The sequence below is a fragment of the Rhizobium sp. CC1099 genome, from assembly GCF_029714385.1.
Taxonomy (GTDB): domain Bacteria; phylum Pseudomonadota; class Alphaproteobacteria; order Rhizobiales; family Rhizobiaceae; genus Rhizobium.
In genome coordinates this window covers 4,083,591-4,107,784 of sequence record NZ_CP121641.1, presented here as the reverse complement: position 1 = coordinate 4,107,784, position 24,194 = coordinate 4,083,591, and the positions used below count along the sequence as shown (strand labels likewise).

Genomic DNA, 24,194 nt, shown 5'->3' with positions numbered 1-24,194 from the left:
GTTTCAACGCTCCTTCGTATAGGGGACGCCACCAGCCTTCGGCGGAGTTGCAACGCCGATGAATCCAGCAAGCAAGATGCAGGTGAGAATATACGGCAAAGCCTGGAATATCTGAACCGGTACTGCGCCGATCAGCGGCACCTGCTTACCCTGCATGAAGTTCGCCAGCGCATCGAGGAAGCCGAAGAGCAGGCAGGCGAACATCACCGGCACCGGTTTCCATTTCGCGAAGACCAGGGCGGCAAGGGCGATATAACCCTTGCCCGCCGACATATCCTTGATGAAGGCCGCCGACTGCGCGATCGCCAGATAGGTGCCCGAGAAGCCGCACAGAATGCCGGCGCACATGACGGCACGATAGCGCAGCCAACTGACCGAGATACCGGCTGTATCGACTGCTCCGGGATTTTCGCCGACGGCGCGAAGGCGCAGCCCGAAGCGCGTCCTGAAGAGGATCCACCAGGAAAGCGGAACTGCCAGGAATGCGAGGTAGGTCAGGATGTTGTTGCCGGAGATCACGTTCGAATAGAGCGGACCGATGACCGGAACCTCCCGCATCGCGTCTGCGCCCGGAAGCGTAATTGGCGAGAACCGGCTTGCCGGGGAGAGCTGCGGCGTGCGGCCGCCCTGACCGAACCAGGCCTGGCCAAGCACAATGGTGATCCCGGCGATGAAGAAGTTGATGGCAACGCCCGAGATAATCTGGTTGCCCCGATTGGTGATCGATGCAAAGCCATGCACCAAACTCAGCGCGACAGAGCAGAGGATGCCCGCGACAAGGCCGAGCCAAGCCGAGTCGGTGATGTATGCAACGCAGGCGGCGGCAAAGGCCGCGCCCAGCATCTTGCCTTCGAGACCGATGTCGAAGACGCCGGCGCGTTCGGAAAAGAGGCCAGCAAGGGCGGTAAAGATCAGCGGGATCGAGAGTCGGATCGTCGAACTCAGAACGTTGATAAGGATGTCGTAGTAATCCATCGTCCGCCCCTCACTTGGCCTTGAACTGTTGGTAGACGCGGACGAGCGCCGGGCGGAACATATATTCGAGCGCGCCTGCAAAGAGAATGACCAGGCCCTGAATCACGAGGATCATTTCGCGGGTAATGTTCGGCATCTCGAAGGACACCCAGTCGCCGCCCTGATAGAGGATGCCGAAAAGGATCGCCGCGAAGATGATCCCGACGGGATGATTGCGTCCCATTAGCGAGACGGCAATACCGACGAAACCGGCGCCGCCGACGAACTCGACCTGCAGGCGGGCGGAAGAGCCCATGACCGGGTTCAGCGCCATCATGCCGGCCAGCGCGCCAGAGAGCAGCATAGCGATCATGACCGTGCGGGCATAGGGAATGCCTGCATAGGAGGCGGCAGTGGGGCTGGCGCCGAGCGTGCGCATCTCAAATCCAAGCTTCGTTCGCCAGATGAGCAGCCAGACGAAGTAGGCGGCGACAAGGGCGATGATGAAGGAGACATTGAACGGCGCGGCCCCGAGCTTCGCACCGAAGAGGTTCATCACCCATCCGAGCTTCGGCAACTGGCCGCCTTCGAGGAAAGTGCGCGTTTCCGGCGCCATCTTGCCGGGGACGATCAGCACGTGGACCAGCAGGTAAACCATCAGCGCCGCGCCGATGTAATTGAACATGATGGTCGTGATGACGATGTGGCTGCCGCGTTTTGCCTGGAGGAAGGCTGGAATGGATGCCCAGGCGGCGCCGAAAAGGCCAGCACCGACGACGGCAACCGGCATGGTGACATACCAGGGCACGAAGCGGTCGAGCGCCAGCGCAACCAGTGCACAACCAAGTCCGCCGAGATAGGCCTGACCTTCCGAGCCGATGTTGAAGAGACCGGCATGGATCGCAACCGCGACCGAAAGGCCAGTGAAAATGAAGCTTGTGGCGTAATACAGTGTGAACCCAATGCCTTCGCCGCTGCCGAGCGCGCCCTCGATCAGCAAAGAAAGAGCACCAAGCGGACTTTCGCCGATCAGCCAGACGACAACGCCGGAGATCAGGAAGGCAACGATCAGGTTCAAAACCGGGATGAGACCGTAGGTGATCCAATTTGGAAGAGAAACAGAAGCAGTGCTCATTAAGGCCTCACGCGGCAATGCCGGCCATCATCAGGCCGAGGGTCTGTTCACCGGCATCGGGCGTCTTCTCGCCGACGACATGGCCGGCAAACATGACAAGGATACGGTCTGAAAGGGCGCGGATTTCATCGAGTTCGACGGAGACGAGCAGGATCGCCTTGCCCGCGTCGCGCATCTCGATGATGCGGCGGTGGATGAATTCAATGGCGCCGATATCGACGCCGCGTGTCGGCTGGCCAATAATGAGCACGGCAGGGTCGCGCTCGATTTCGCGGGAAACCACGATCTTCTGCTGGTTGCCGCCCGAGAAATTGGCGGTCTTCAGCCGCGGGTTCGGCGGGCGGATGTCGTATTTCTCGATCTTCTCCATGGCATCCTTGCGGATCGCATCGAGATCGAGCAGCGGGCCTCTGCTGTAGGCAGGCTTGCGGTGATAGCCGAGAACCGAGTTCTCGTATTCCTCGAACTTCAGCACGAGTCCCATATGGTGGCGGTCTTCGGGAATATGGGCTAGGCCCAGCTCGCGCAGTCGCGCCGCGTCGGCCTTGTCGATCGGCTGGCCGTCAAGGAAAATCTCGCCGGAATGCGGCTTGCGGATGCCCGCGATCGCTTCCAGCAGCTCCGACTGGCCGTTGCCCGCCACGCCTGCAATACCGACGATTTCGCCAGCCCGGACATCGAAGGAGACGTTGTCGACCATCGTCACGCCGCGATTGTCCTTGACTGTCAGGTTGCGGACCGACAGCAGTACATCGCCGGGCGTCGCCTCGCCCTTCTGGACACGCAAAAGAACACGGCGGCCAACCATGAGTTCTGCGAGCTCTTCGACCGTCGTTTCCGCGGTCTTACGGGTCGCGACCATTTCGCCGCGGCGCATCACCGAGACGGTGTCGGTGATGGCCATGATTTCGCGCAGCTTATGCGTGATGAGGATGACGGTCTTGCCCTCGTCACGCAACACCTTGAGGATGCGGAACAGGTGGTCGGCTTCAGCCGGTGTCAGGACGCCGGTCGGCTCGTCGAGGATCAGGATTTCGGCGCCGCGATACATGGCTTTGAGGATTTCGACGCGCTGCTGCAGGCCGACCGGGAGCTGCTCGATCAGCGCATCCGGATTGACCTCGAGCCCGTATTCCTTCTCAAGACGTTTCAATTCGGCGCGAGCAGACGCAACGCCCTTTGCCAGCAGTGCGCCGCCTTCGGCGCCGAGCATGACGTTTTCCAGGACCGTGAAATTATCGACCAGCATGAAGTGCTGGTGAACCATGCCGATACCGGTTGCGATCGCCGCCTGGCTGTCGCGGATGGTCACCGGCGTGCCGTTGACGCGGATTTCCCCGGCATCGGCGTGATAAAAACCGTAGATGATCGACATCAACGTCGATTTACCGGCACCGTTTTCCCCGATGATGCCGTGGATCGTGCCCTTGGCGACGGTAAGGTTGATGTCCTTGTTTGCGTGAACGGCACCGAATTTCTTATCGATGCCCACAAGTTCAATAGCGGGCGTGTCTGTCACTGCAGGCTCCAAATACGAAAAGGGCGTATGGCGGAAAAATCTGGCCGCCATACGCCCATCTCAGTCGCGGATCACTTCGGGCAAGAGTTGTCCGTCGTGTAATCGTGAACCTTGATGGTTCCTGCGATGATGTCAGCCTTTGCCTTGTCGACGGCGGCCTGCATTTCCGGCGTGATCAGCGGCTTGTTGTTGTCGTCGATCGCAGCGCCGACGCCGTCTTCCTTGACGCCGAGAGCCTGCACGCCACCGGTGAACTTGTCGTTCTTCGTATCGGTGTAGGCGTTGTAGACGGCGAGATCGACGCGCTTGACCATCGAGGTCAGCACTGAGCCCGGATGCAGATGGTTCTGGTTGGAATCGACCCCGATCGAAAACTTCTTGTTGTCGGCAGCCGTCTGCAGAACGCCGAGGCCAGTCGCGCCTGCAGCGGCGTAAATGACGTCGGCGCCCTGGTCGATCTGGTTTTTGGTGAGCTCGCCGCCACGAACCGGGTCGTTCCAGGCAGCACCGGTTGTGCCGGTCATGTTCTGAAAGACTTCGATGTCCGCCTTGACGGAACGGGCGCCCTGCTCATAGCCGCATTCGAACTTGCGGATCAAAGGAATATCCATGCCGCCGACGAACCCGACCTTACCGGTCTTGGAAGCCATGCCGGCGAGAACGCCGACGAGGAACGAACCTTCTTCTTCCTTATAGACGATCGAGCGGACATTCGGCTTGTCGACGACTGAATCAACGATGATGAACTTGGTGTCCGGGAATTCTGCAGCGACCTTTTCGATTGCCGAGGTCCATGCGAAGGACACGGCTACCACCGGGTTGAAACCGCGGCTTGCGAAGTTGCGGATCGCCTGCTCACCCTGTGTGTCGCCGGTCGGCTCGAAGTCGCGATAGGCTATGCCGGTTTCAGCCTTGAACTTCTCAGCGCCATTATAGGCTGCTTCGTTGAAGGACTTGTCGAACTTTCCGCCAGTGCCGTAAACCAGAGCCGGCTTGACGTCGGCAGCGAGCGCCGTCGTGGACATCGCGGCCACGGCCAGGAAAGAAAGAAGGGTTTTTTTCATAGTGCAGCCCTATTGTTGCTATTTGTCTGGGTCCTCCCGCAAGCCTTTGGCAGGCATGTCTGCGGAACCACCGGCCTCCCCCCGGAGGCCTGGCTGCGCGCATCCTTGCATGGCTCAAGGAAAAATTCACGAGAAATTTTTCGGCTGGTAAAAATTCCGCGTAGATGCTGAAAATCAGTCCAGATGGGCTGATTTTTGCGCAAAATGCGCTGCTGGAATGCGATTTTTCGAACCAATCGGGCAGCTCACGCCGGTTCCGTCAAGACCGTAACAACCATCCGGCTTTTCCGCCAGATACTGCTGGTAATAGTTCTCGGCATAGTAGAATTCACCTACCGGAGCGATCTCCGTGGTGATCGTCGACGTGTGCGCCTCTGGAACGTGTCGCGCACGCGCTCTGCCGTGGCTAGCTGTTGCGGCGTCGCCGTGGATGTGGGGCCTCAAAGCTGATACGCCAGGGCCGCGCGTTTTGTTACGCGGTAAAGCGGCCCGCCACCGGCGGCTTCTTGTAGCCGATCATCCAAAGCAGCAGCGCGATCACCAGAAAGACGGCAAAAGCGGGCTGCAGCATCAGCCATTGGAATACGAAGGCATAGAAGCGCGGATGCACGTAGTAGGAAACGGACGACTGGAGTGCCAAAAGCGACGAAGGGCTCAAATCCTGCCAAGCATCGCCCATGGGTGTTACCACGACTGCCGACGCCGCAACGGATTGAATTGAATCGATCGTTCCTGCCATCACGGCTACAGCAAGCGCGACAAGGCTAGCCAAACGCAACAAGAAACGCATCAATACCTCCGACGCCCTACCGCCGGATTTTCCGGTCAGCCGCGCCATTCTCCACCCTAGCCAATAAATAATTATCTCGCGGCGAAAGCGCAATGCACAGCGCGGGCGGAGTTTTATCGGAAGAAGTCAAAAAACTGTTAGATTTAGGTTGATCAGCGAAAATTCATCGGTATATATCGCGCCGTTCCGACGATTTGCTCCTCTCCGGGTGCGAAACGCAAATGGACAGGTGGCCGAGTGGTTTAAGGCGCACGCCTGGAACGCGTGTGTACGTGAAAGCGTACCGAGGGTTCGAATCCCTCTCTGTCCGCCATTTCTTAATAAAAATCAAAGACTTCCTACCGTATGAAGCGCCTTACGGCGAATCCTCTTCCTCCCAGCCGAAGACGCTTCTGCCGCCCCAGTCGGGTGAGTTTCGGAATTCGCCGGCGACGATCTCCTTGAGGTCTGGGCCAGTGACATATCGCTCGAGCTGGCGGGGCTGGTCGTCGAGGCGTTTCAGCGCCTGCAGTTCCTCCTCGCGGCCGAGCCTGCCCTTCTGCACGGCCGACTTCATCACCTTGATCGTCTCATCATAGATCTTCAGCGGGACGGGAAAGGGATGCCGGTCCTTGCCGCCGTGGGCAAGCGAGAAACGCGCGGGATCGGAAAACCGGCAGGGCGCACCATGAACCACTTCGGCAACCATCGCCAGCGCCTGTACCGTTCGGGCTCCGACGCCGGGCACGAGCAGAAGCTGTTCAAAATCTTCCGGTCCGCGGTCGGCGGCGGCTGCAAGATTGCCATGCAGGCGCTTCATGTTGACGTCCTTTTCGCGAACGTCGTGATGGGCGGGCATGATGAGATGCGGCAGAAGCGGCTGGTCGGGCTGCGGCGCGGGCTTTGCGATATCGAGTGCCAAAGCTGCCGCTTCGCGCAAAATACGATCCGGACCGAGCGTTGCTAGAAGATCAAGCTGCCCGGTGCGCGAACGCTCGGCACGCCTGTCGGCCAGATTGATGATATTGCCCTGGCTGCGGCCCTCGATTGCCGTGTGCGGCGAATTGACGAAGCTCTCGAGACCTTCCGAGAGCCAGTGATAGCGCCGGGCCTGACGCTTGTCACCATTCATGCCTTGCTGCACCACGACCCATTTGCCGTCATCCGTGACGATGAAGCCATGGAGATAGAGATCAAAGCCATCCTGAACGGCGCTATCGACTTTCGCCACCAGCCTGCTCGCAGTCGCGAGCGCCCCGCCGTCGAAACCAACACGGTCACCGATCGCAACTAGTTCGCCCGGCGTCTTGCGCGAATGCGATCCGCGGCCACCGCAGACATGCAGGCCAAGTTCGCTTGAAAGCGGAGTAAGCCCGCGCTTGAGAGCGCCAAGCACGCTGGTGGTTATGCCTGACGAATGCCAATCCATGCCCATCACGGCACCGAAAGACTGGAACCAAAAGGGATGCGCGAGGCGCCGGAGCAGTTCATCCCGGCCATAATGGTGCACGACTGCTTCGGTGATCACGGCGCCGAGCTTCGTCATCCGCTCGCCGAGCCACTTCGGAACTCTGCCGCCATGCAATGGAAGATCAGCGCTGCCTGCTCGTTGTGCCATGGTGCGACTATAGCGCGGCCGACGACGTGAAGGAATGTTTTCCTTGGAGACGCTTCGGCAAATAAAAAACGCCGGTTGCGAGGCAACCGGCGCCCTTGGGAGGAAAGCCTGAGGCTTAGGCAGCAGCCGAAGCGAAGCCGGAAGTCGGGACTTCCGAAATCGTCTTCAGGACCTGCGAAGCGATCTGGTAAGGGCAGCCCTGCGAGTTCGGGCGGCGATCTTCCAGATAGCCCTTGTAGTCGTTCTTGACGAAGGAGTGCGGAACGCGGATCGACGCGCCGCGGTCGGCAACGCCATAGCTGAACTTGTTCCACGGGGCCGTTTCGTGCTTGCCGGTCAGGCGCAGGTGGTTGTCTGGGCCGTAAACGTCGATGTGAGCCTGCAGGTTCTTGTCAAACTGCGCCATGAGCGCTTCGAAGTAGGCCTTGCCGCCGACTTCACGCATAAACTTGGTCGAGAAGTTGCAGTGCATGCCCGAGCCGTTCCAGTCCGTGTCGCCGAGCGGCTTGCAGTGGAACTCGATGTCGATGCCGTACTTTTCGCAGAGGCGGAGAAGCAGGTAGCGAGCCATCCAGATCTGGTCGGCGGCGCGCTTGGAGCCCTTGCCGAAGATCTGGAATTCCCACTGGCCCTTGGCCACTTCGGCATTGATGCCTTCGTGGTTGATGCCAGCAGCCAGGCAGAGGTCGAGATGCTCTTCAACGATTTCGCGAGCAACGCTGCCGACGTTCTTGTAGCCGACACCGGTGTAGTACGGGCCCTGCGGAGCCGGGTAACCCTGCTCCGGGAAGCCGAGCGGACGGCCATTCTCGTAGAAGAAGTATTCCTGCTCAAAGCCGAACCAGGCGTCTTCATCATCAAGGATGGTTGCGCGGCTGTTCGACGGATGCGGCGTGACGCCATCGGGCATCATGACTTCGCACATGACGAGAGCGCCGTTGCTACGCGCCGGGTCCGGGTAGACGGCAACAGGCTTCAGCACGCAATCGGAGCTGCGGCCTTCGGCCTGCATCGTGGAGGAACCATCAAAGCCCCAGAGCGGAAGCTGCTCAAGAGCAGGAAACGCGTCAAATTCCTTAATCTGCGTTTTGCCGCGCAGGTTCGGCGTCGGTGTGTAACCGTCGAGCCAGATGTACTCGAGCTTATACTTTGTCATTGGCCAGTCTCTCAAACGTAAGGGTGTGAGCAAATTCCGAAGCGACCGCTAAGCGCGTGCTTGATCACCACCGGATGCCAGATGCCAAGCACGTGGCGTGCCAGTTTCGAGTAGACATAAGGACTGCCATGAGACGGCGGCGGGAATCAACCTTCAGAGAATCGTCAACTTTCAACGAAAGCGAGGGTTTAGGGCCATGGAACTCATCGGCGCGCGGGACGTTTTTTTGATCTACACCCAACGCCTCAAAAAGATGCAGGCATTGCGGGGCATTTTATTCGATTTATCAAATGCTTATGAATCCCACAGTTATTGGCGCTTTTTTAGGCGATTTGCGCAAATGATGTGCACTCTGTTACTATAAATATCCGGGTAACCGGTGTGCGAAGATAATGGAAGGCAATTTGATGCCAGCAAATGTCCATCGCGAAACCGCGAAGATCTATCAGTTCCCAGTAAAATTCCGCAGGTCGGACGAACGCTTTGGTGCCCGCCAGCCGCTCGACATCGATCCCGATGTCTGCGACGCCGCCTTCGATACCTGGTACCACGAAGACGCCATCCGCGAAGCTGAAGAAAAGCGAAAACCGCAAGCCTGAATATCTGACCGACGCGGCGGGGGAACAAGCGGCCGCGCGGTCAGTTTGTCTTTCATGGCAAGGAACGGCACCATCCGTATCGGCATATCCGGCTGGACCTATGCGCCGTGGCGCGGGGTATTTTATCCTGAGGGCCTGCCGCAGAAGCGCGAATTGCATTTTGCCGCGCGCAGTTTTGCCTCCATTGAAATCAACGGCACGTTTTACGGATTGCAAAAGCCTGACTCCTTCGCGCGCTGGCAGGAGGCGACACCCGACGGCTTTGTCTTCGCCGTTAAAGGTTCACGCTACATCACGCATTTGAAGCGGCTTCGCGACGTCGAGACGCCGCTTGCCAATTTCATGGCGTCCGGCCTCCTGCGGCTGGGGCCAAAGCTCGGCCCCATTCTTTGGCAGTTTCCGCCGACCATGAAATTCGACGCAGAACTTTTCGCGCGATTTCTGGCAATGCTGCCGAAAGATACGGATGACGCGGCAAAACTTGCAAAGCGGCATGATGACCGGCTGAACGGCCGTGACTGGCTGGAAAGCGATGTGCAGCAGCCGCTTCGTCACGCGCTGGAAATTCGCCACGACAGTTTTTGCGCCAAGGAATTCATCGAACTGCTGCGAAAACATCACGTGGGGCTCGTCTGCGCCGACACGGTCGAATGGCCGCTTCTGATGGATGTCACTGCCGACTTCGTCTATTGCCGCCTTCATGGATCCGAGGAGCTTTATGTCAGCGGATACGACGATGCGGCGCTCGATGCATGGGCCAAACGTATCGCGGCATGGGCGCGCGGACACGAGCCGGAAGATGCCAATCGCGTACTGCCGCCGCTCAAGACGTCAGCCAAAGGCCGTGACGTCTTCGTCTATTTCGACAACGACGTGAAGGTTCGCGCGCCGACAGATGCACGCTCGCTTGCCGAGAGGCTTGGCGTTGCCACGCCATTTGAGGAAGCGGCCATGTCAGCAAAACCACGCAGAAAAAGCCGGCGAAGCGAAAAGGAGGAGGCGAGACCGCACTGGCCCTCCCCGTAACCTTCATCAGACGAGAACCGTCTGCTCAGTGCGGTCCTCCGCGCCGAAGAATTTGAGGTAACGCTCGACCTCTTTCGGGTCTCCGGTTGCCTTATGAGGATTGTCGGAGAGCTTGACCGCGGGGCGGCCGTTTGCCTCGCTGACCTTGCAGACGATCGAGATTGGGTTGAGGCCGGAAATTTCGGTCGGTGCGCAGCCCGCAAAATCGTTGGTCAGGTTGGTGCCCCAGCCGAAGCTCATGCGAACACGGCCCTCGAAGTGCTTGTAGGTATCGATGATCGCGTCAACATCGAGTCCATCCGAGAAAATCAAAAGCTTCTGGCGCGGATCGCGGCCCATTTTCTTCCACCAATCGATGATCTTCTCGCCGCCCTCGATCGGCGGCGCACTGTCCGGGCGGAAGCCGGTCCAATCAGCGACCCACTCGGGCGCGTCACGCAGGAAGGCCGCGGTGCCGAAGGCATCCGGCAGGACGATCAAGAGGTTGCCGCCGTAGAGCCTGTTCCAATCCCGCAGGATCTTGTAGGGCGCGTTGCGCAACTCCTCGTCGGTGTCGGCAAGTGCGGCGGCCACCATCGGCAGCTCGTGGGCGTTCGTTCCTACCGCTTCCAAATCGGAATCCATAGCGAGCAATACATTGCTTGTGCCGGTGAAAGCGGGGCCGATACCTTCCTTCAGCGCCTCAACGCACCAGCGTTGCCACAGAAAGCTGTGGCGGCGGCGTGTGCCGAAATCGGAGATACGCAGGCCAGGCAATTCGCGCAGCCGCTCTACCTTTGCCCACATCTTGGCTTTGGCACGTGCATAAAGCACATCAAGCGTGAAGGGTCCGAGCGCCTTCATCGCCGAACGCGAGCGCATCTCGTTGATAATCGCAAGCGCCGGGATTTCCCACATCGTCGTCTCTTTCCACGAGCCATGGAAATCGAGCACGTACTGGCCGTCCTTCTTCGACAGCTCGTATTCCGGCAGCTGGAAATGAGAAAGCCAGGCGAGGAACTCCGGCTCGAAAATCTGCGCACGGCCATAAAAACTGTTACCGGCGAGCCAGATCATCTCCTTCTTGGAGAGCCGCAGCGTGCGGGCATGATCGAGCTGAGCGCGCAGTTCCCCCTCGTCGATCTCCTCGGCGAGACGGACGCGCTTGGTGCGGTTGATGAGCGTGAATGTGGTGCTGACATCCGGATAAAGCTTCCAGATCATTTGCAGCATCAGAAGCTTGTAGAAGTCCGTATCGATGAGGCTACGGACGATGGGATCAAGCTTCCAGGCGTGATTGTAAACGCGCCTTGCAATATCTGTCTTGGCCATGCTCCATCCCGTCCCAATCCGGTCGGGTGCCGCAAAAGGCCAGCACACGACGACCGGCTCGTGCGCCTTCTTATCGAAAAATCAGCGGGTAATGTCCAGCGCAAATAAAAGCCCCGCCGCAGCCAGGCGGCAGGGCTTCTTTCAATGATCGCCTTGGACTGAAGCCTATTGCGCCGGCTGAGACGGCGCTGGTGTGGCAGGCGTCACGGGCTCAGCGTTCGGTGCCGGCTGCGTATTCGGCGTCTCCGTGGGAACCGCACCGCCATTCTGCGTGGTTGGCGGCGCAGCCGGTGCCGGCGACTGGGACTGCATTTCCTGACCGGGCTGCTGTGGCGCTACTTCATCGGCTTCGCGGTTGCCCCAGATCTCGACCGGTATCCAAACGACGAATGCAAGAATGAGCGCAACGACCAGAACCATCAGGATGCGGGCACCGGTGCGGCCCTGCTTTGCCTTCACCGCGGAGATCTGCTCTTCGGCATGCCGCTTTCCATCGGCGTTTTCCCAGCGCTTTTCCATCTGACGAGCCATCTTCGTCTCCCTTCGATGTCTCGCGGGCCTTATGCCGGCCCGCCTCAGAACTGTCGCTAGGAGCAACGGCTATGCGGCGGCATGGTTCCACCCCGCCTTAGTAGCCTGCCTTCCGGTCCACCACGAACTCCAGCGGCTCACCGCGCTCGTAGCGGGCGATCTGTGCCTCGACATGGCGGAAGAGCGCATTCTCTTCGGAGATTGCTGCATCATGCGGGGTTATGAAGACACACTCCAAACCCCAGAGCGGATCGTCCGCCGGGAGCGGCTCGACCTCGAAGACGTCGAGCGATGCGCCGCCGAGCACACCGCTTTCAATCGCCTCAACGATGTCGCGTTGCACCTGGCTCCTGCCGCGGCCGGCATTGATGAAGACCGGTTTTCCGAGTGCACCGCCCCGACGGAGCTTCGCAAACAGCCGCGCATCATAAAGGCCAGTGGTTTCCGGCGTTAGCGGCAGCAGGCCGACGAGGAAATCGGTCTTCGACAGGAAGGTATCGAGTTCGCTTTCATCGAAGGTTTCGATCCCCTCAAGCCGTTTGCGGCTTCGCGACCAGCCAATGACGTTGAAGCCCATGACCTTCAGCTTGCGAACGGCATCCTGCCCCAATACCCCAAGTCCCATAACGCCAACGGTGATTTCCGCAGCTTCCGGCGGCGCCATCTGGCTCCAGATCCGATCGCGCTGATGCCGGTCATGTTCGCGCTGCTGGCGCAGGTGCATCAGGCACTGCAGCACCACCCATTCGCTCATGCGAACCGTCAGGCTGCTGTCGACGAAGCGAACGATCGGCACGTTCGGCAACCCCGAAAGGTTCATGAAGCTCTCGACGCCGGCACCGCCCGAGAAGATGACCTTCAAGTTCGGTGCGCGTTCGAACAGGTCGGCATCCGGCTTCCACAGCAACGCATAGTCGATCGCGCTCAAATCGCGGCTTTTGGCCGCCGGATCGGCAAGATTGATGCTGCCTCGATCCGGAAAGGCGGTTTTCAGAATACGGGCGATGCCTTCGGGGTTGAACTTCAAATCGATGAGAACAGGAGGTCTTGCGGGCATGATCTTTTTTACTGCTGGACGGCAGGCGTCGGCACTGCCTCGATATTGAAAGCGGCTGCCATCAGCGCCTTGGTGTAGTCGTCTTTCGGCGCGCGGAAAATTTCCGCAGACGGCCCCTGCTCCACCACCTTGCCGAAACGCATGACGATGACGTCGTTGGCGAGCGCCTTGACGACCTTCAGGTCGTGGCTGATGAAGAGGTAGGCCAGATCGTGCTTCTTCTGCAGGTCGCGCAACAGATCGACGACCTGCGCTTGGACGCTCATGTCGAGCGCCGATGTCGGCTCGTCGAGCATGACGAAGCGCGGCTTCAGCACCATGGCGCGGGCAATCGCGATACGCTGACGCTGGCCGCCGGAGAATTCGTGCGGATAGCGCCAGCGGGTCAGCGGGTCGAGGCCAACCTCTTCCAGCGCCCAGCAGACGCGCTGGTCCCGTTCTTCATGCGACTGCGAGCGCTCATGCACTTTCAGCCCTTCCGCGATGATATCGCCGACCGACATGCGCGGACTGAGCGAGCCGTAAGGATCCTGGAAAACGACCTGAAGCTGGTTGCGCAGCGGCCGCATTTCGGTGAACGAATAGTCCGCTATATCCTTGCCGACGAAGCTGATGCGCCCCTTGGAGGAAATCAGCCGGGTGAGCGCCAGGCCAAGCGTCGTCTTGCCCGAGCCGGATTCGCCGACAACCCCGAGCGTCTGGCCGGCGCGCAGCGAGAGATCGATGCCGTCGACAGCCTTCACATGGTCAACAACCCTGCGCATCAATCCGGCCTTGATCGGGAACCAGACCCGGATGTCGGAACCCTCCATCACCAACGGCTTGGACGGATCGGCAACAGGTGGCTCGCCGCGCGGCTCCGCGGCGAGCAGATGGCGCGTGTAGTCATGCTTCGGATTGCTGAAGACCTCTTCGACCGTGCCCGTCTCGACAATCCTGCCTTTGGTCATGACGCAGACGCGATCAGCGAATTTGCGGACGATGCCGAGATCATGGGTGATGAAGAGCAGCGACATGCCGTGCGCGCCTTTCAGCTTGCGCAGCAGGTCCAATATCTGTGCCTGGACCGTGACATCGAGCGCCGTCGTCGGCTCGTCGGCGATCAGCAGTTCGGGCCGGTTGGCGAGTGCCATCGCGATCATGACGCGCTGGCGCTGGCCGCCGGAAAGCTCGTGCGGATAGGCTTTCAGCCGCTTTTCCGGCTCGCGGATGCCGACTTGGTTCAAGAGTTCCAGCACCCGCGTGCGGGCCGCCTGGCCCGTCACGCCCTGGTGCAGATCGAGGATTTCGGCGATCTGCTTTTCGATCGTGTGAAGCGGATTGAGCGAGGTCATCGGCTCCTGGAAGATCATCGTGATGTCGTTGCCGCGCACCTCGCGCAGCGCCTTCTCCGATGCCTTGAGTAAATCCTTGCCCTTGAAGAAAATTTCGCCAGTCGGATGGCTTGCTGCAGGATAAGGCAAAAGCCGCAGGATGGAATTTGCGGAGACGGACTTGCCCGACCCGGATTCGCCGACCAGCGCGACGACCTCGCCCTTCTTGATGTCGAAGGAGATGCGATCCACAGCCAGCGATGTTTCGCCGCTTTGATGGAAGGCGACGGAAAGATCGCGGACGGAGAGGAGAGGTTCAGGCATCTGGCTCATGCGAAAGTCTTTCTCGGGTCAAACGCGTCGCGCACGGCCTCACCGATGAAGATCAGCAGGGAAAGCATGATCGACATGGTGAAGAAGGCCGCCAGCCCCAGCCATGGCGCCTGAAGATTGGCCTTGCCCTGCGCGATCATCTCGCCGAGCGACGGCGAGCCGGGCGGCATGCCGAAGCCCAGGAAGTCGAGCGAAGTGAGCGTCGTGATCGAGCCGGACAGGATGAAGGGCAGGAACGTCAGGGTCGCCACCATGGCGTTCGGCAGCATATGGCGCCACATGATCGTCCGGTTATCGACACCGAGCGCGCGGGCGGCGCGGACATATTCGAAGTTGCGGGCGCGCAAGAACTCCGCGCGCACGACACCGACGAACCCCACCCAGGAGAAGAGCAGCATGATGCAGAGCAGCACAAAAAAGCCCGGCGGCAGGATCGCGGCGATGATCAGCAAGATGTAGAGCACAGGCATCGACGACCATATCTCGATGAAGCGCTGCAGAAGCAGGTCCGTCCAACCGCCGAAATAACCTTGCACGGCGCCGGCCGTCACGCCGACAATTGCCGAGCAGATGGTCAATACCAAGCCGAAGAGCACGGAAACGCGAAAACCGTAGATGACACGCGCCAGCACGTCGCGCGCCTGGTCGTCGGTTCCGAGCCAGTTGAGATTGCCGTAGTTGCAATTGGGGTCGTTGACGCCTTGCGGATAGCCCGAGCAGCGCTCCTCCTTGCTCATCAGCCAGAACGGCGGCGTCGGCGCGGAATGCGGGATGTTGGAATTCACCGATCGATAGGAATAATGGATCGGCGGCCAGATCATCCAGCCATTGGCTTTGATCTCATCGGCGATCACATCCGAGCGGTAATCCGTTTCCGCCAGGAAGCCGCCGAACTTTTCCTCCGGATAATCCACCAGCACCGGAAACAGGATTTCACCCTTGTAGGATGCGATGATCGGCTTGTCGTTGGCAATGAATTCCGAAAACAGGGTGAGGACGAACAGCACCATGAACAGCCAGAAAGACCAGTAGCCGCGTCGGTTTGCCTTGAAATTCCGCCAGCGGCGGATGTTCGTTGGGGAAAGCAGGCCCTTGCGCGGCGGCTTGACTGGCGTGACAGACGTCGGATTGGCAGCCGTATCCATCAGACATCCCTCCGCTCGAAATCGATGCGCGGGTCGATCCAGGTATAGATCAGGTCGGAGAGCAGGCTGACGAAAAGGCCAAGCAGCGAGAAGATATAGAGTGTCGCAAAGACGATGGGATAATCGCGATTGACGACCGAGAGATAGCCGAGGCGGCCGAGTCCGTCGAGCGAGAAGATATTTTCAATCAGCAGCGAGCCGGTGAAGAAGGCGGAGATGAAGGCGCCCGGAAAACTGGCGATGACGATCAGCATGGCATTGCGGAAGACATGACCATAAAGCACCTGCCGCTCATTCAACCCTTTGGCGCGGGCCGTCGTGACATATTGCTTCTTGATCTCCTCGATGAAGGAATTCTTCGTCAGCAGCGTCGTCGTCGCGAAGGCGGAAAGCGAGAGCGAGATCAGCGGTAGCGTCAGGTGCCAGAAATAATCGAGCGGCTTCTGCCACCAGGCGAGCTGATCGAAATTATCCGATACCAATCCGCGGAGCGGAAACCAGTTGTAGAACGAGCCGCCGGCGAAAAGCACGATCAAGAGGATGCCGAACAAGAAGCTCGGCACGGCGTAACCGATGATAATGGCGCCTGACGTCCATACGTCGAAGGTCGAACCATCCTTCACCGCCTTGCGGATGCCGAGCGGAATGGAGATGGCATATGAGAAAATCATGATCCAGATGCCGAGCGAAACCGAGACCGGCAGCTTTTCCTTGATGAGATCGAGCACCGAGGTATTGCGGAAGAAGCTCTCGCCGAAATCGAAACGGATGTAGTTCCACATCATTTCCAGAAAGCGCGTCAGTGGCGGCTTGTCGAAGCCGAACTGCTTCTCGAGCTTGGCGATCAGTTCCGGATCCAGGCCCTGGGCACCGCGATATCTGGAGCCACTGTCATCGAACTGCTGTGTGAGATCGCCGCCGCCGGAAATCCTTTGGTCGGCACTATCCGCCTGACCGGTCAGCTGCGCGATGACCTGCTCGACAGGGCCACCCGGCGCAAACTGGATGACTGTAAACGAAATTGCCATGATGCCGATAATCGTCGGTATCATCAGAAGCAGGCGTCGAAGTACGTAAGCTCCCATTAACGCTTGCCAGTCCCGCGGGCGATCACCGTCTTACGGCGTCCAAGCTTCCCCAATGCGATCTTCCTTTCAATCATTCTGTCGCGAACCGTCCTTGATTCGCGGCTTCACTGTGAACGCTTCCCGGCCGGAATGGCAAGACGTCTTCACTTGCCGGCATTCGCCGACCACCAGACGGAGGGCATTCCAAGCGAGTATTCAGGCAGCTCGGGTGGGTGTGTGATCCCGTTCCAGTAGGCAACCCGCGAAGTTCTGGAGCCATAACTCGGAACGACGATGTGGTGGGCCAGCAGAACCCGGTCCAGCGCCTTGGTCGCGGCTACCAGATCCTCGCGATTCTTGGCAAAAATCACTTTCTTCACCAGCGCGTCGATACCGGGATCGCTGATGCCGCTATAGTTCTGTGAGCCATCGCGTTTTGCGGCATCCGAGCCCCAATACTCGGCCTGTTCGTTGCCGGGGTTCATCGACTCCCCCCATCCGCTGTAGATCACGTCGAAATCCCGCGACCGCCAGCGGTTGGTAAACTGCGAGGGCTCGATGCTGCGAACTGTCGCCTCGATGCCAATTTTCCGCAGATTTTGGGAGAAAGACAGCGCTATAGGCTCGATCGTCGGGCCGTTCAGCAATATTTCGAAGGAAAGCGCCTGGCCGGTTTTGACGCTCATCATCCGGCTGCCTTTCAGTTCGTAGCCCGCATTCTTGAGCATGCCGATCGCTGTACGGAGATTGTCGCGCAGTCTTGCCGGATCGCCGTTGACGGGGTTTTTGTAGGGCTCCGTGAAGACCTTCGGCGGAACGAGATCCTTTACTTCATTGAGAATTTCCAGCTCTCTTCCTTCCGGAAGTCCGGAAGAAGCAAGCTCGGTGCGGAAGAAGAAACTGTCGATACGGTCGTACGAGCCGTAAAAAATAGTTCGTTTCAGCTCCTCGAAATCAAAGGCGTAGTTCAGCGCTTCGCGCACGCGCTCGTCGGCGAATTTTTCCCGGCGAAGGTTGAAGATAAAGCCCACCATCACCCCGACCGTGCGCATTTCGTTTTCGACTTCCTCGCGCTTTACACGCCCGTCGGAAACGGCCGGAAAATTGTAGGCTGTTGCCCAGCGCTTTGCGGCATTTTCCCACCAGTAGTCGGTATTACCGGAGCGGAAAGCCTCGAACATCACGTCACGATCCGCATAATAGGTGTATTCGATGGCGCCAAAGTTGTTCTGGCCGATGCTTACGTTCAGGTTCTTGCCCCAATAGTCGTCCCGCAATTGATAGCGGATGGTGGAGCCGGGTGCGACAGAGGCTATTTTGTAGGAGCCAGAACCCATCGGTATTTCCAGCGTCGTTCGCGAGATATCGCGCGGCTTGCCGTCCGGCCCATTCGCCTTCCACCAATGCTCAGGAACGACGACGAGCTGCCCGACGATCTGCGGCAATTCGCGATTATTCGCCTCATCGAACTGGAAGGTGACTTCGCGCTCGCCCGTCTTTTCGACGGATTTGACATGCCGGTAATAAAATTCCTGCTGCGGGTCGTTCTTCGTCGCCTGCTGGAAACTGAAGACCACGTCCTCAGGAGTCACAGGCTGACCATCCGCCCACTTTGCCTCGGCTCGAAGACGAAAAGTCGCGGAAGACATGTCGTCCGGATACTTTACCGCCTCTGCAAGCAGGCCATAACTCGACGAGACTTCATCGAGCGCAGGCGTCATCAGCGTTTCGAAAACGAGAGCTAGTCCGGCGCCTGCCTCTCCCTTAGCTAGAAGGGGATTGAGCGTATCGAAGCTGCCTTCGTCGGATAGACGAAGGGTTCCGCCCTTCGGCGCCTGCGGATTGACATAGTCGTAATGGGCAAAGCCGGACGGATGCTTCAGGTCGCCGACGGTGGAGATACCGGTCCGCCATCCATCCGCATCCTGCGCGCCGGCACTCCATGCAAACAGTGCGGAACCCACGGCGCATAAAACAAGCTTCGCCCTCAACGATACCATTCACCAAACCCCATGTTATTTTAGCTTTCACCGAGAAGAGAATACGGGAAATAGGGGCAAAAAACAGGAGAGTGTGCAGTTTTCGGCCATCTCGCAATATTTTGACCGGATGGCAGCCGTTAGGGCGCGGCTTCCTCAAGCCGCCTTCGCAGTATGCCGCGCAGTTCCGAGACGAGCTGCGGATCGCCGCTCCACGAATGCCATCCCGACCCTGCTGGCAAAACATCGATTCACCAAAATTGCTTTTCACGGTAGATTCGACGCAAATCACTCCGGCAGACATTCAGGATACCGCATGACATTCCGCCTCGCTCCGCCTTTCCAGACAATCGGCAGACTCGCGTTGGCGGGTATTATCGGTGCAAGCCTGATTGCGGGCGATGCGGGAGCACAGCAGAAACAGCCGAGTCCCGGCAGCGCCAAAGCGCTCTTCGGTTCGGCTTCCCTGCCCGCACAGGGACCGGCCAAATCGATCGGCTTCTATTCGAAGGGGTGCATGCTGGGCGGCGTTGCCTTACCCGTGGATGGTCCGACGTGGCAGGCGATGCGCCTTTCCCGCAACCGCCGTTGGGGCAATCCGGCGATGATTGCATTGCTTGAGCAATTGTCCCGCGATGCGCAGCAGAAGATCGGCTGGCCGGGGCTGCTTGTCGGCGATATTGCCCAGCCTCGGGGCGGGCCGATGTTCAATGGCCACGCCTCGCATCAGATCGGCCTCGATGCCGACGTCTGGCTGACGCCGATGCCTTCACGCCGGATGACAGCACAGGAGCGCGAAGATCTTCCCTTCACCACGACGCTGCAGAAGGGGAAGTTCCTGACAATCGACCCCAAGGTCTGGACGCAATCCCATGCCAAACTGCTGTTGCTTGCGGCAAGCTATCCCGAGGTGGAGCGCATTTTCGTCAACCCCGCAATCAAGAAAAAGATGTGCGATACCTGGACGGGCGATCGCACGAACCTCGGCAAGCTGCGCCCGATTTACGGCCACGATTCGCATTTCCACATCCGTATGAAATGCCCGCCGGGCGCTGCGGCCTGCAAGCCGCAGGCGCCAATTACCGACGGCGATGGCTGCGGCAAGTCGCTTGCCTGGTGGTTCACCAAGGAGCCGTGGGCCGCACCGAAGCCCAATGCCCGGCCACCTAAGCCCCCGCGCGAAATGATGGTGTCCGATCTTCCGAAATCTTGCGCCGCCGTTCTGGATGCGCCGGCCGCTGCATCCATGGCGGCGACTGATGGCGGCTCAGCCGCAACCGCCCTGACAGTCGCACCGGCCGTACCGGCAGCAGCCGGAGATCTTCTTCCTGCCGTTGGCCCGGTCCCCACCGACAAGCCCTTGGTGCAATAATAAGAGTGGAAATGCTTGTTTTTCAAATCGTGGGCTTGGTATAGAAGCGGCCAAATCGATTGAATTCACGGGATGGAGATTCTTTTTCATGGCCGGCGGCAAATGCCTCGCATTGATTGCGCATGACCAGAAGAAGAATGAGATGGCGGAATTTGCCCGCCGCAACAAAGACCAGCTTTCCAAATGGAAGATCGTGGCAACCGGAACAACCGGCGGCCGCGTCCTCGATGCGGTGCCCGATCTCGATGTCACCCGGCTGAAGAGCGGACCGCTCGGCGGCGATCAGCAGATCGGCGCATTGATTTCGACCGGTGAAGTCGGCGCACTTATCTTTTTTGTCGATCCATTGACGCCGATGCCGCATGATGTTGACGTGAAGGCATTGATGCGGCTTGCGATCGTTTACGATATTCCAATGGCGCTGAACGAAGCGACCGCCGAAAAACTCATCCCGACTCTGCACGCCTAGACACGGAACCGGCTATGTCCATGCTCAACACCAGCGATGCCCACCTGCCTTTTCCGATCCTGATTGGCGATATCGGCGGAACGAATGCGCGCTTCTCCATTCTTGCGGACGCCTCGGCCGAGGCCGTCAATTTCCCGAACGTTCGCACAGCCGATTTCGGAACCATCGATGAAGCGATCCTGAAGGGCGTTTTTGCAAAGACGGACATGCGCCCGCGTGCGGCTATTCTCGCCGTTGCCGGCCCGATCAACGGCAATGAAATTCCGCTGACCAATTGCGACTGGATCGTCCGTCCTCACACGATGCTTGAAGGTCTCGGCATCGAGGACGTGATTGTCATCAACGACTTCGAGGCGCAGGCACTGGCGATTTCAGCGCTCGGTGAGAACGATCGCGAGCGCATTGGCGCTGCATCCGGAGAACTTGTCGCTTCCCGTGTTGTGCTCGGTCCCGGAACCGGCCTCGGCGTTGGCGGGCTCGTGCACGCGCAAGGCTCATGGATTCCCGTGCCGGGCGAAGGCGGCCATGTCGATCTCGGACCACGCAGCAAGCGCGACCTGGAAATCTTTCCATATATCGAGACGATCGAGGGCCGCGTCGCGGCCGAGCAGATCCTGTGCGGACGCGGCATCGTCAATCTCTACCGCGCGATATGCAAGGCGGACGGCATTGATTCCAAGTACCACGATCCGGCCGATATCACCTCTCATGCACTTGCTGGAACCGACAAGACGGCCGTGGAGACCATCTCGCTTTTTTCAACTTACCTCGGCCGTCTCGCGGGCGATCTGGCGATGATCTTCATGGCCAAAGGCGGCGTCTATCTTTCAGGCGGCATCTCGCAGAAGATCCTGCCGGCATTGAGACGGTCGGAATTCCGCGCCGCGTTCGAGGACAAAGCGCCGCACTCGCACTGGCTGAGGGCGATTCCGACTTATGTGGTGACTCACCCGCTTGCAGCTCTTGCCGGGCTTTCCTTCTATGCCCGCCAGCCCGCAAGCTTCGGCGTCTCAACCGAGGGCCGCCGCTGGCGCCGATAGCGCCGCTCTAGCCAAAGGCGCGCCAACTCTTTATAGAGCCGCCCCAAGCGCGCGGCTCATGTGGCGCACGTAGTCCGAGACAGGAAGCTTTATTTTTGGAATCGTCCGCGAACAAAAAGCGCACCGTCAGCAGCGATACCATCACCGGCGTCTTAAAGCGCATCATCGCCGAAAACGGCCGTGATCATATTGGGGGCTATGCTTTCGCGATCAGCTGCCTCGTTGTTGTCGCACTTTCGACTGCGTTCACCGCCTGGATCATGAAGGTAATCATTGACGAAGCCTTCGCCAATCGCCGTGCGGATATGGTCTGGATCATTTGTCTTTCGATCTTCATCGCATTCGTACTGCGTGGCTTTGCGAGCTACGGCCAAGCGGTGGCTCTGTCTAGGATCGGAAACAACATCGTGGCGCGCTACCAGCGGCGCCTTTATGCCCACCTGATGACGCTGTCCGTCGGCTTCTACAACGAAGCCCGCTCGGCGCACATCGCAGCGCAAGTCAGCCAGAATGTCGGCGGCATCCGCGATGTCATGAATCTGACCATCACGTCGACTGCGCGAGACCTGCTCACTTTCATCGCGCTGCTCGGCGTGATGGTTTTTCAGGATCCGCTGCTAAGTCTAGCAGTCTTCATCCTGGCTCCGCCGCTCCTTTACGGCTTGCGATATCTTTCTAAGCGTCTGCGTCAGGTGACCAGGGAAGCGATTCATCTCAACAGCCATGTCTTGGGCGCAATGCAGGAAACGATCCAGGGAATTGCGATCGTCAAAGCCTTCACAATGGAGGGCGAACTGGTACGCAAGCTCAACAAGCTTGTCGGGGCTGCGGAAAACCGCGCAAATCGGATCGCGCGCCTCTCGGAGCGCAATGCGCCGATGACGGAGACCTTCGCCGGTTTCGCCGTCGCCAGCATCCTTGCCTATGCCGCTTACCGTTCGATCTATCATAACGTGCCGCCGGGCGCATTCTTCTCCTTCGTAACGGCATTGCTGCTCGCCTACGATCCGGCCCGCCGTCTTGCAAGACTGCAGGTTCAGCTGGAGCGCGCCGTCGTCAATGCCCGCATGATCTACGAACTGCTCGACATGGAGCCGCGTCAGCGCGATCTTCCTGATGCCAAGCCGTTGAATGTGACGGATGCCCGCATCGAATTCCGTGACGTGTCCTTTGCTTACAGTGCCGATCCGATCCTCAACAACGTGAGTTTTGTTGCAGAGGGCGGCAAGACGACGGCGCTTGTAGGCCCGTCCGGTGCCGGCAAATCAACGGTCATCAATCTCATTCCGCGCTTCTTCGACCCGAAGAGCGGGCAGATTTTCATCGATGGTCAGGATATTGCACACGTCACCAAACAGTCGCTTCGCCAGCAACTCGCCTATGTGTCGCAGCAACCGTATCTCTTCGAAGGCACGATCCGCGAAAACATCCGTTATGGGCGGCCGGAAGCGACGGACGCCGAGGTGGAAGAGGCCGCCCGGCTTGCCTACGCCCATGAATTCATCCTCGCGCAACCCAACGGCTACGACACACCTGTCGGCGAAAATGGCGTGACGCTGTCAGGCGGCCAGCGCCAGCGACTGTCGATCGCCCGGGCGCTCGTCCGGAAAGCGCCGATCCTGCTTCTCGACGAGGCTACATCGGCACTCGATACGGAATCCGAAGCGGCCGTGCAGAGGGCGCTCGATGAAGCGATGACCGGCCGCACCGTCGTCGTCATCGCCCATCGTCTTTCGACGGTCGTACGTGCCGACAAGATGGTCGTGATGCAGCAGGGCCGTGTCGTCGAAGAAGGCAATCACGAGACGCTTGCGAAGCGCAACGACGGACTTTACGCTCGCCTCAACAATCTTCAGCGGCCCGCCGCCTCGGATTCTTTTTGACACGGATTATGAGCTGACATGAGCGATGCTGCGATGAAGCTGGTGGTGGTTGGGGCAGCGGGTCGCATGGGACAAACGCTGATCCGGCTTATCGATTCCATGGAGGGTGTCACGCTGCATGCGGCCGTGGCCCGGCCCGGCTCGCCATTCGTCGGCAAGGATGCAGGCGAAATCGCAGGCCTTGGACCAAACGGCGTCACCATTGGGGACGACCCTCTCGCGGCCTTTCTTCATGCCGACGGCGTCCTGGATTTTACAACGCCCGCGACGACAAACGAATTTGCTGCACTCGCCGCTCAGGCGCGCATCGTCCATGTCATCGGCACGACCGGGTGTTCGGATGCGGATAATGCCAAGATCGCGGCAGCATCGCGTCATGCGCGTATCGTTAAATCGGGCAATATGAGCCTTGGCGTGAACCTCCTCAGCGTTTTCGTGGAGCAGGCTGCACGAGCGCTCGATGCTGCCGATTGGGATATCGAAATCCTCGAAATGCACCACAAGCGCAAGGTCGATGCGCCGTCGGGCACCGCACTGCTTCTGGGAGAAGCTGCCGCCAAAGGCCGGAATATCGACCTGTCGTCGCAATCCGTGCGCGTCCGCGACGGCCATACCGGCGCGCGCGAGACGGGTACGGTCGGTTTTGCGACGCTGCGCGGCGGTTCGGTGATCGGTGAACATTCCGTTCTCTTCGCCGGAGAGGGCGAGATAGTATCGATGTCGCACAGCGCCGCTGACCGCTCGATCTTCGCGCGCGGCGCCATCAAGGCGGCGCTCTGGGCGCGCGACAAGAAGCCCGGCTTTTACTCCATGCTCGACGTGCTCGGGCTCTCCTCACATTGATCTTACTACGG

General features: G+C 59.3%; 21 protein-coding genes, 1 tRNA gene and 1 pseudogene. 8 read left to right on the top strand and 15 right to left on the bottom strand.

The genetic code is table 11. From position 1 onward, the window contains the following. Positions 1 to 3: 3 nt before the first annotated feature. The 6 genes and pseudogenes from QA644_RS20360 to QA644_RS20335 all read right to left on the bottom strand — a co-directional run bounded on the left by QA644_RS20360 (position 4) and on the right by QA644_RS20335 (position 5,462). Complete coding sequence (locus QA644_RS20360; protein WP_283070292.1) at positions 4 to 975, bottom strand: ABC transporter permease; 972 nt, start codon at positions 973 to 975, stop codon at positions 4 to 6. A 10-nt stretch (positions 976 to 985) separates the two neighbouring features. Then, on the bottom strand, positions 986 to 2,089 hold the full coding sequence (locus QA644_RS20355; protein ID WP_074066263.1) for an ABC transporter permease: 1,104 nt from the start codon (positions 2,087 to 2,089) through the stop codon (positions 986 to 988). 7 nt (positions 2,090 to 2,096) lie between these two features. Continuing rightward, the gene (locus QA644_RS20350; RefSeq protein WP_283070291.1) at positions 2,097 to 3,608 is read right to left on the bottom strand and encodes an ABC transporter ATP-binding protein; all 1,512 of its coding nucleotides are present in this window, start codon (positions 3,606 to 3,608) and stop codon (positions 2,097 to 2,099) included. 71 nt (positions 3,609 to 3,679) lie between these two features. Then, a complete protein-coding gene (locus QA644_RS20345) occupies positions 3,680 to 4,672 on the bottom strand; it encodes a BMP family ABC transporter substrate-binding protein (protein ID WP_283070289.1) in 993 nt (330 codons plus the stop codon). A gap of 174 nt (positions 4,673 to 4,846) precedes the next feature. Then, a pseudogene (locus QA644_RS20340) lies at positions 4,847 to 5,029 on the bottom strand (peptide-methionine (S)-S-oxide reductase); the annotation flags it as partial. Positions 5,030 to 5,144: 115 nt separating this feature from the next. After that, the gene (locus tag QA644_RS20335) at positions 5,145 to 5,462 is read right to left on the bottom strand and encodes a hypothetical protein (protein ID WP_239596118.1); all 318 of its coding nucleotides are present in this window, start codon (positions 5,460 to 5,462) and stop codon (positions 5,145 to 5,147) included. A 223-nt stretch (positions 5,463 to 5,685) separates the two neighbouring features. On the opposite strand from QA644_RS20335, the gene QA644_RS20330 reads away from it, so the two are divergent. Beyond that, positions 5,686 to 5,775, top strand: a tRNA-Ser gene (locus tag QA644_RS20330). Positions 5,776 to 5,817: 42 nt separating this feature from the next. Here QA644_RS20330 and QA644_RS20325 read toward each other — a convergent pair. Both QA644_RS20325 and QA644_RS20320 read right to left on the bottom strand, forming a co-directional pair. Beyond that, positions 5,818 to 7,059 carry a DUF763 domain-containing protein gene (locus QA644_RS20325; protein ID WP_283070287.1) on the bottom strand — a complete coding sequence of 414 codons (1,242 nt, stop codon included), beginning with the start codon at positions 7,057 to 7,059 and terminating at the stop codon, positions 5,818 to 5,820. 115 nt (positions 7,060 to 7,174) lie between these two features. Beyond that, entirely contained in the window at positions 7,175 to 8,215 is a 1,041-nt protein-coding gene (locus tag QA644_RS20320) for a glutamine synthetase beta-grasp domain-containing protein (protein ID WP_074066260.1), read from the bottom strand. A gap of 407 nt (positions 8,216 to 8,622) precedes the next feature. Between QA644_RS20320 and QA644_RS20315 the strand changes: the two genes are divergently transcribed. Together QA644_RS20315 and QA644_RS20310 are read left to right on the top strand one after the other, a co-directional pair. Then, positions 8,623 to 8,814: a DUF2735 domain-containing protein gene (locus QA644_RS20315; protein WP_039846570.1), complete on the top strand. Its 192-nt coding sequence runs from the start codon at positions 8,623 to 8,625 to the stop codon at positions 8,812 to 8,814. A gap of 54 nt (positions 8,815 to 8,868) precedes the next feature. Continuing rightward, positions 8,869 to 9,840 carry a DUF72 domain-containing protein gene (locus QA644_RS20310; protein WP_283070284.1) on the top strand — a complete coding sequence of 324 codons (972 nt, stop codon included), beginning with the start codon at positions 8,869 to 8,871 and terminating at the stop codon, positions 9,838 to 9,840. A gap of 6 nt (positions 9,841 to 9,846) precedes the next feature. Here QA644_RS20310 and pncB read toward each other — a convergent pair whose 3' ends face one another. The 7 genes from pncB to QA644_RS20275 all read right to left on the bottom strand — a co-directional run bounded on the left by pncB (position 9,847) and on the right by QA644_RS20275 (position 18,597). Continuing rightward, entirely contained in the window at positions 9,847 to 11,151 is a 1,305-nt protein-coding gene (gene pncB / locus QA644_RS20305) for a nicotinate phosphoribosyltransferase (protein ID WP_074066257.1), read from the bottom strand. 165 nt (positions 11,152 to 11,316) lie between these two features. Beyond that, positions 11,317 to 11,682 (bottom strand): hypothetical protein, encoded by a 366-nt coding sequence (locus QA644_RS20300; protein ID WP_283070282.1) that lies wholly within the window; start codon positions 11,680 to 11,682, stop codon positions 11,317 to 11,319. Positions 11,683 to 11,779: 97 nt separating this feature from the next. Then, positions 11,780 to 12,739 carry a glyoxylate/hydroxypyruvate reductase A gene (locus tag QA644_RS20295; protein WP_283070281.1) on the bottom strand — a complete coding sequence of 320 codons (960 nt, stop codon included), beginning with the start codon at positions 12,737 to 12,739 and terminating at the stop codon, positions 11,780 to 11,782. Positions 12,740 to 12,747: 8 nt separating this feature from the next. Further along, positions 12,748 to 14,385 (bottom strand): ABC transporter ATP-binding protein, encoded by a 1,638-nt coding sequence (locus tag QA644_RS20290; protein ID WP_039843548.1) that lies wholly within the window; start codon positions 14,383 to 14,385, stop codon positions 12,748 to 12,750. After that, complete coding sequence (locus QA644_RS20285) at positions 14,382 to 15,530, bottom strand: ABC transporter permease (protein WP_283070280.1); 1,149 nt, start codon at positions 15,528 to 15,530, stop codon at positions 14,382 to 14,384. Before QA644_RS20285 ends, QA644_RS20290 begins: the two co-directional genes overlap by 4 nt. Then, on the bottom strand, positions 15,530 to 16,615 hold the full coding sequence (locus QA644_RS20280; RefSeq protein ID WP_283070279.1) for a microcin C ABC transporter permease YejB: 1,086 nt from the start codon (positions 16,613 to 16,615) through the stop codon (positions 15,530 to 15,532). The genes QA644_RS20285 and QA644_RS20280 overlap by 1 nt, the downstream gene beginning before the upstream one ends. A gap of 146 nt (positions 16,616 to 16,761) precedes the next feature. Next, on the bottom strand, positions 16,762 to 18,597 hold the full coding sequence (locus QA644_RS20275) for an extracellular solute-binding protein (RefSeq protein WP_283070277.1): 1,836 nt from the start codon (positions 18,595 to 18,597) through the stop codon (positions 16,762 to 16,764). Positions 18,598 to 18,892: 295 nt separating this feature from the next. Between QA644_RS20275 and mepA the strand changes: the two genes are divergently transcribed. From mepA to dapB, 5 genes are all read left to right on the top strand, one after another. Then, on the top strand, positions 18,893 to 19,948 hold the full coding sequence (mepA, locus tag QA644_RS20270) for a penicillin-insensitive murein endopeptidase (protein WP_239596132.1): 1,056 nt from the start codon (positions 18,893 to 18,895) through the stop codon (positions 19,946 to 19,948). A gap of 88 nt (positions 19,949 to 20,036) precedes the next feature. Next, positions 20,037 to 20,417 carry a methylglyoxal synthase gene (locus QA644_RS20265; RefSeq protein WP_022713281.1) on the top strand — a complete coding sequence of 127 codons (381 nt, stop codon included), beginning with the start codon at positions 20,037 to 20,039 and terminating at the stop codon, positions 20,415 to 20,417. 14 nt (positions 20,418 to 20,431) lie between these two features. After that, on the top strand, positions 20,432 to 21,457 hold the full coding sequence (locus QA644_RS20260; RefSeq protein ID WP_074066249.1) for a glucokinase: 1,026 nt from the start codon (positions 20,432 to 20,434) through the stop codon (positions 21,455 to 21,457). Positions 21,458 to 21,552: 95 nt separating this feature from the next. Further along, complete coding sequence (locus tag QA644_RS20255) at positions 21,553 to 23,340, top strand: ABC transporter ATP-binding protein (RefSeq protein WP_074066248.1); 1,788 nt, start codon at positions 21,553 to 21,555, stop codon at positions 23,338 to 23,340. Between the two features lie 18 nt (positions 23,341 to 23,358). After that, positions 23,359 to 24,183 carry a 4-hydroxy-tetrahydrodipicolinate reductase gene (gene dapB / locus QA644_RS20250; RefSeq protein WP_074066247.1) on the top strand — a complete coding sequence of 275 codons (825 nt, stop codon included), beginning with the start codon at positions 23,359 to 23,361 and terminating at the stop codon, positions 24,181 to 24,183. The last annotated feature ends 11 nt before the right edge of the window (positions 24,184 to 24,194 follow it).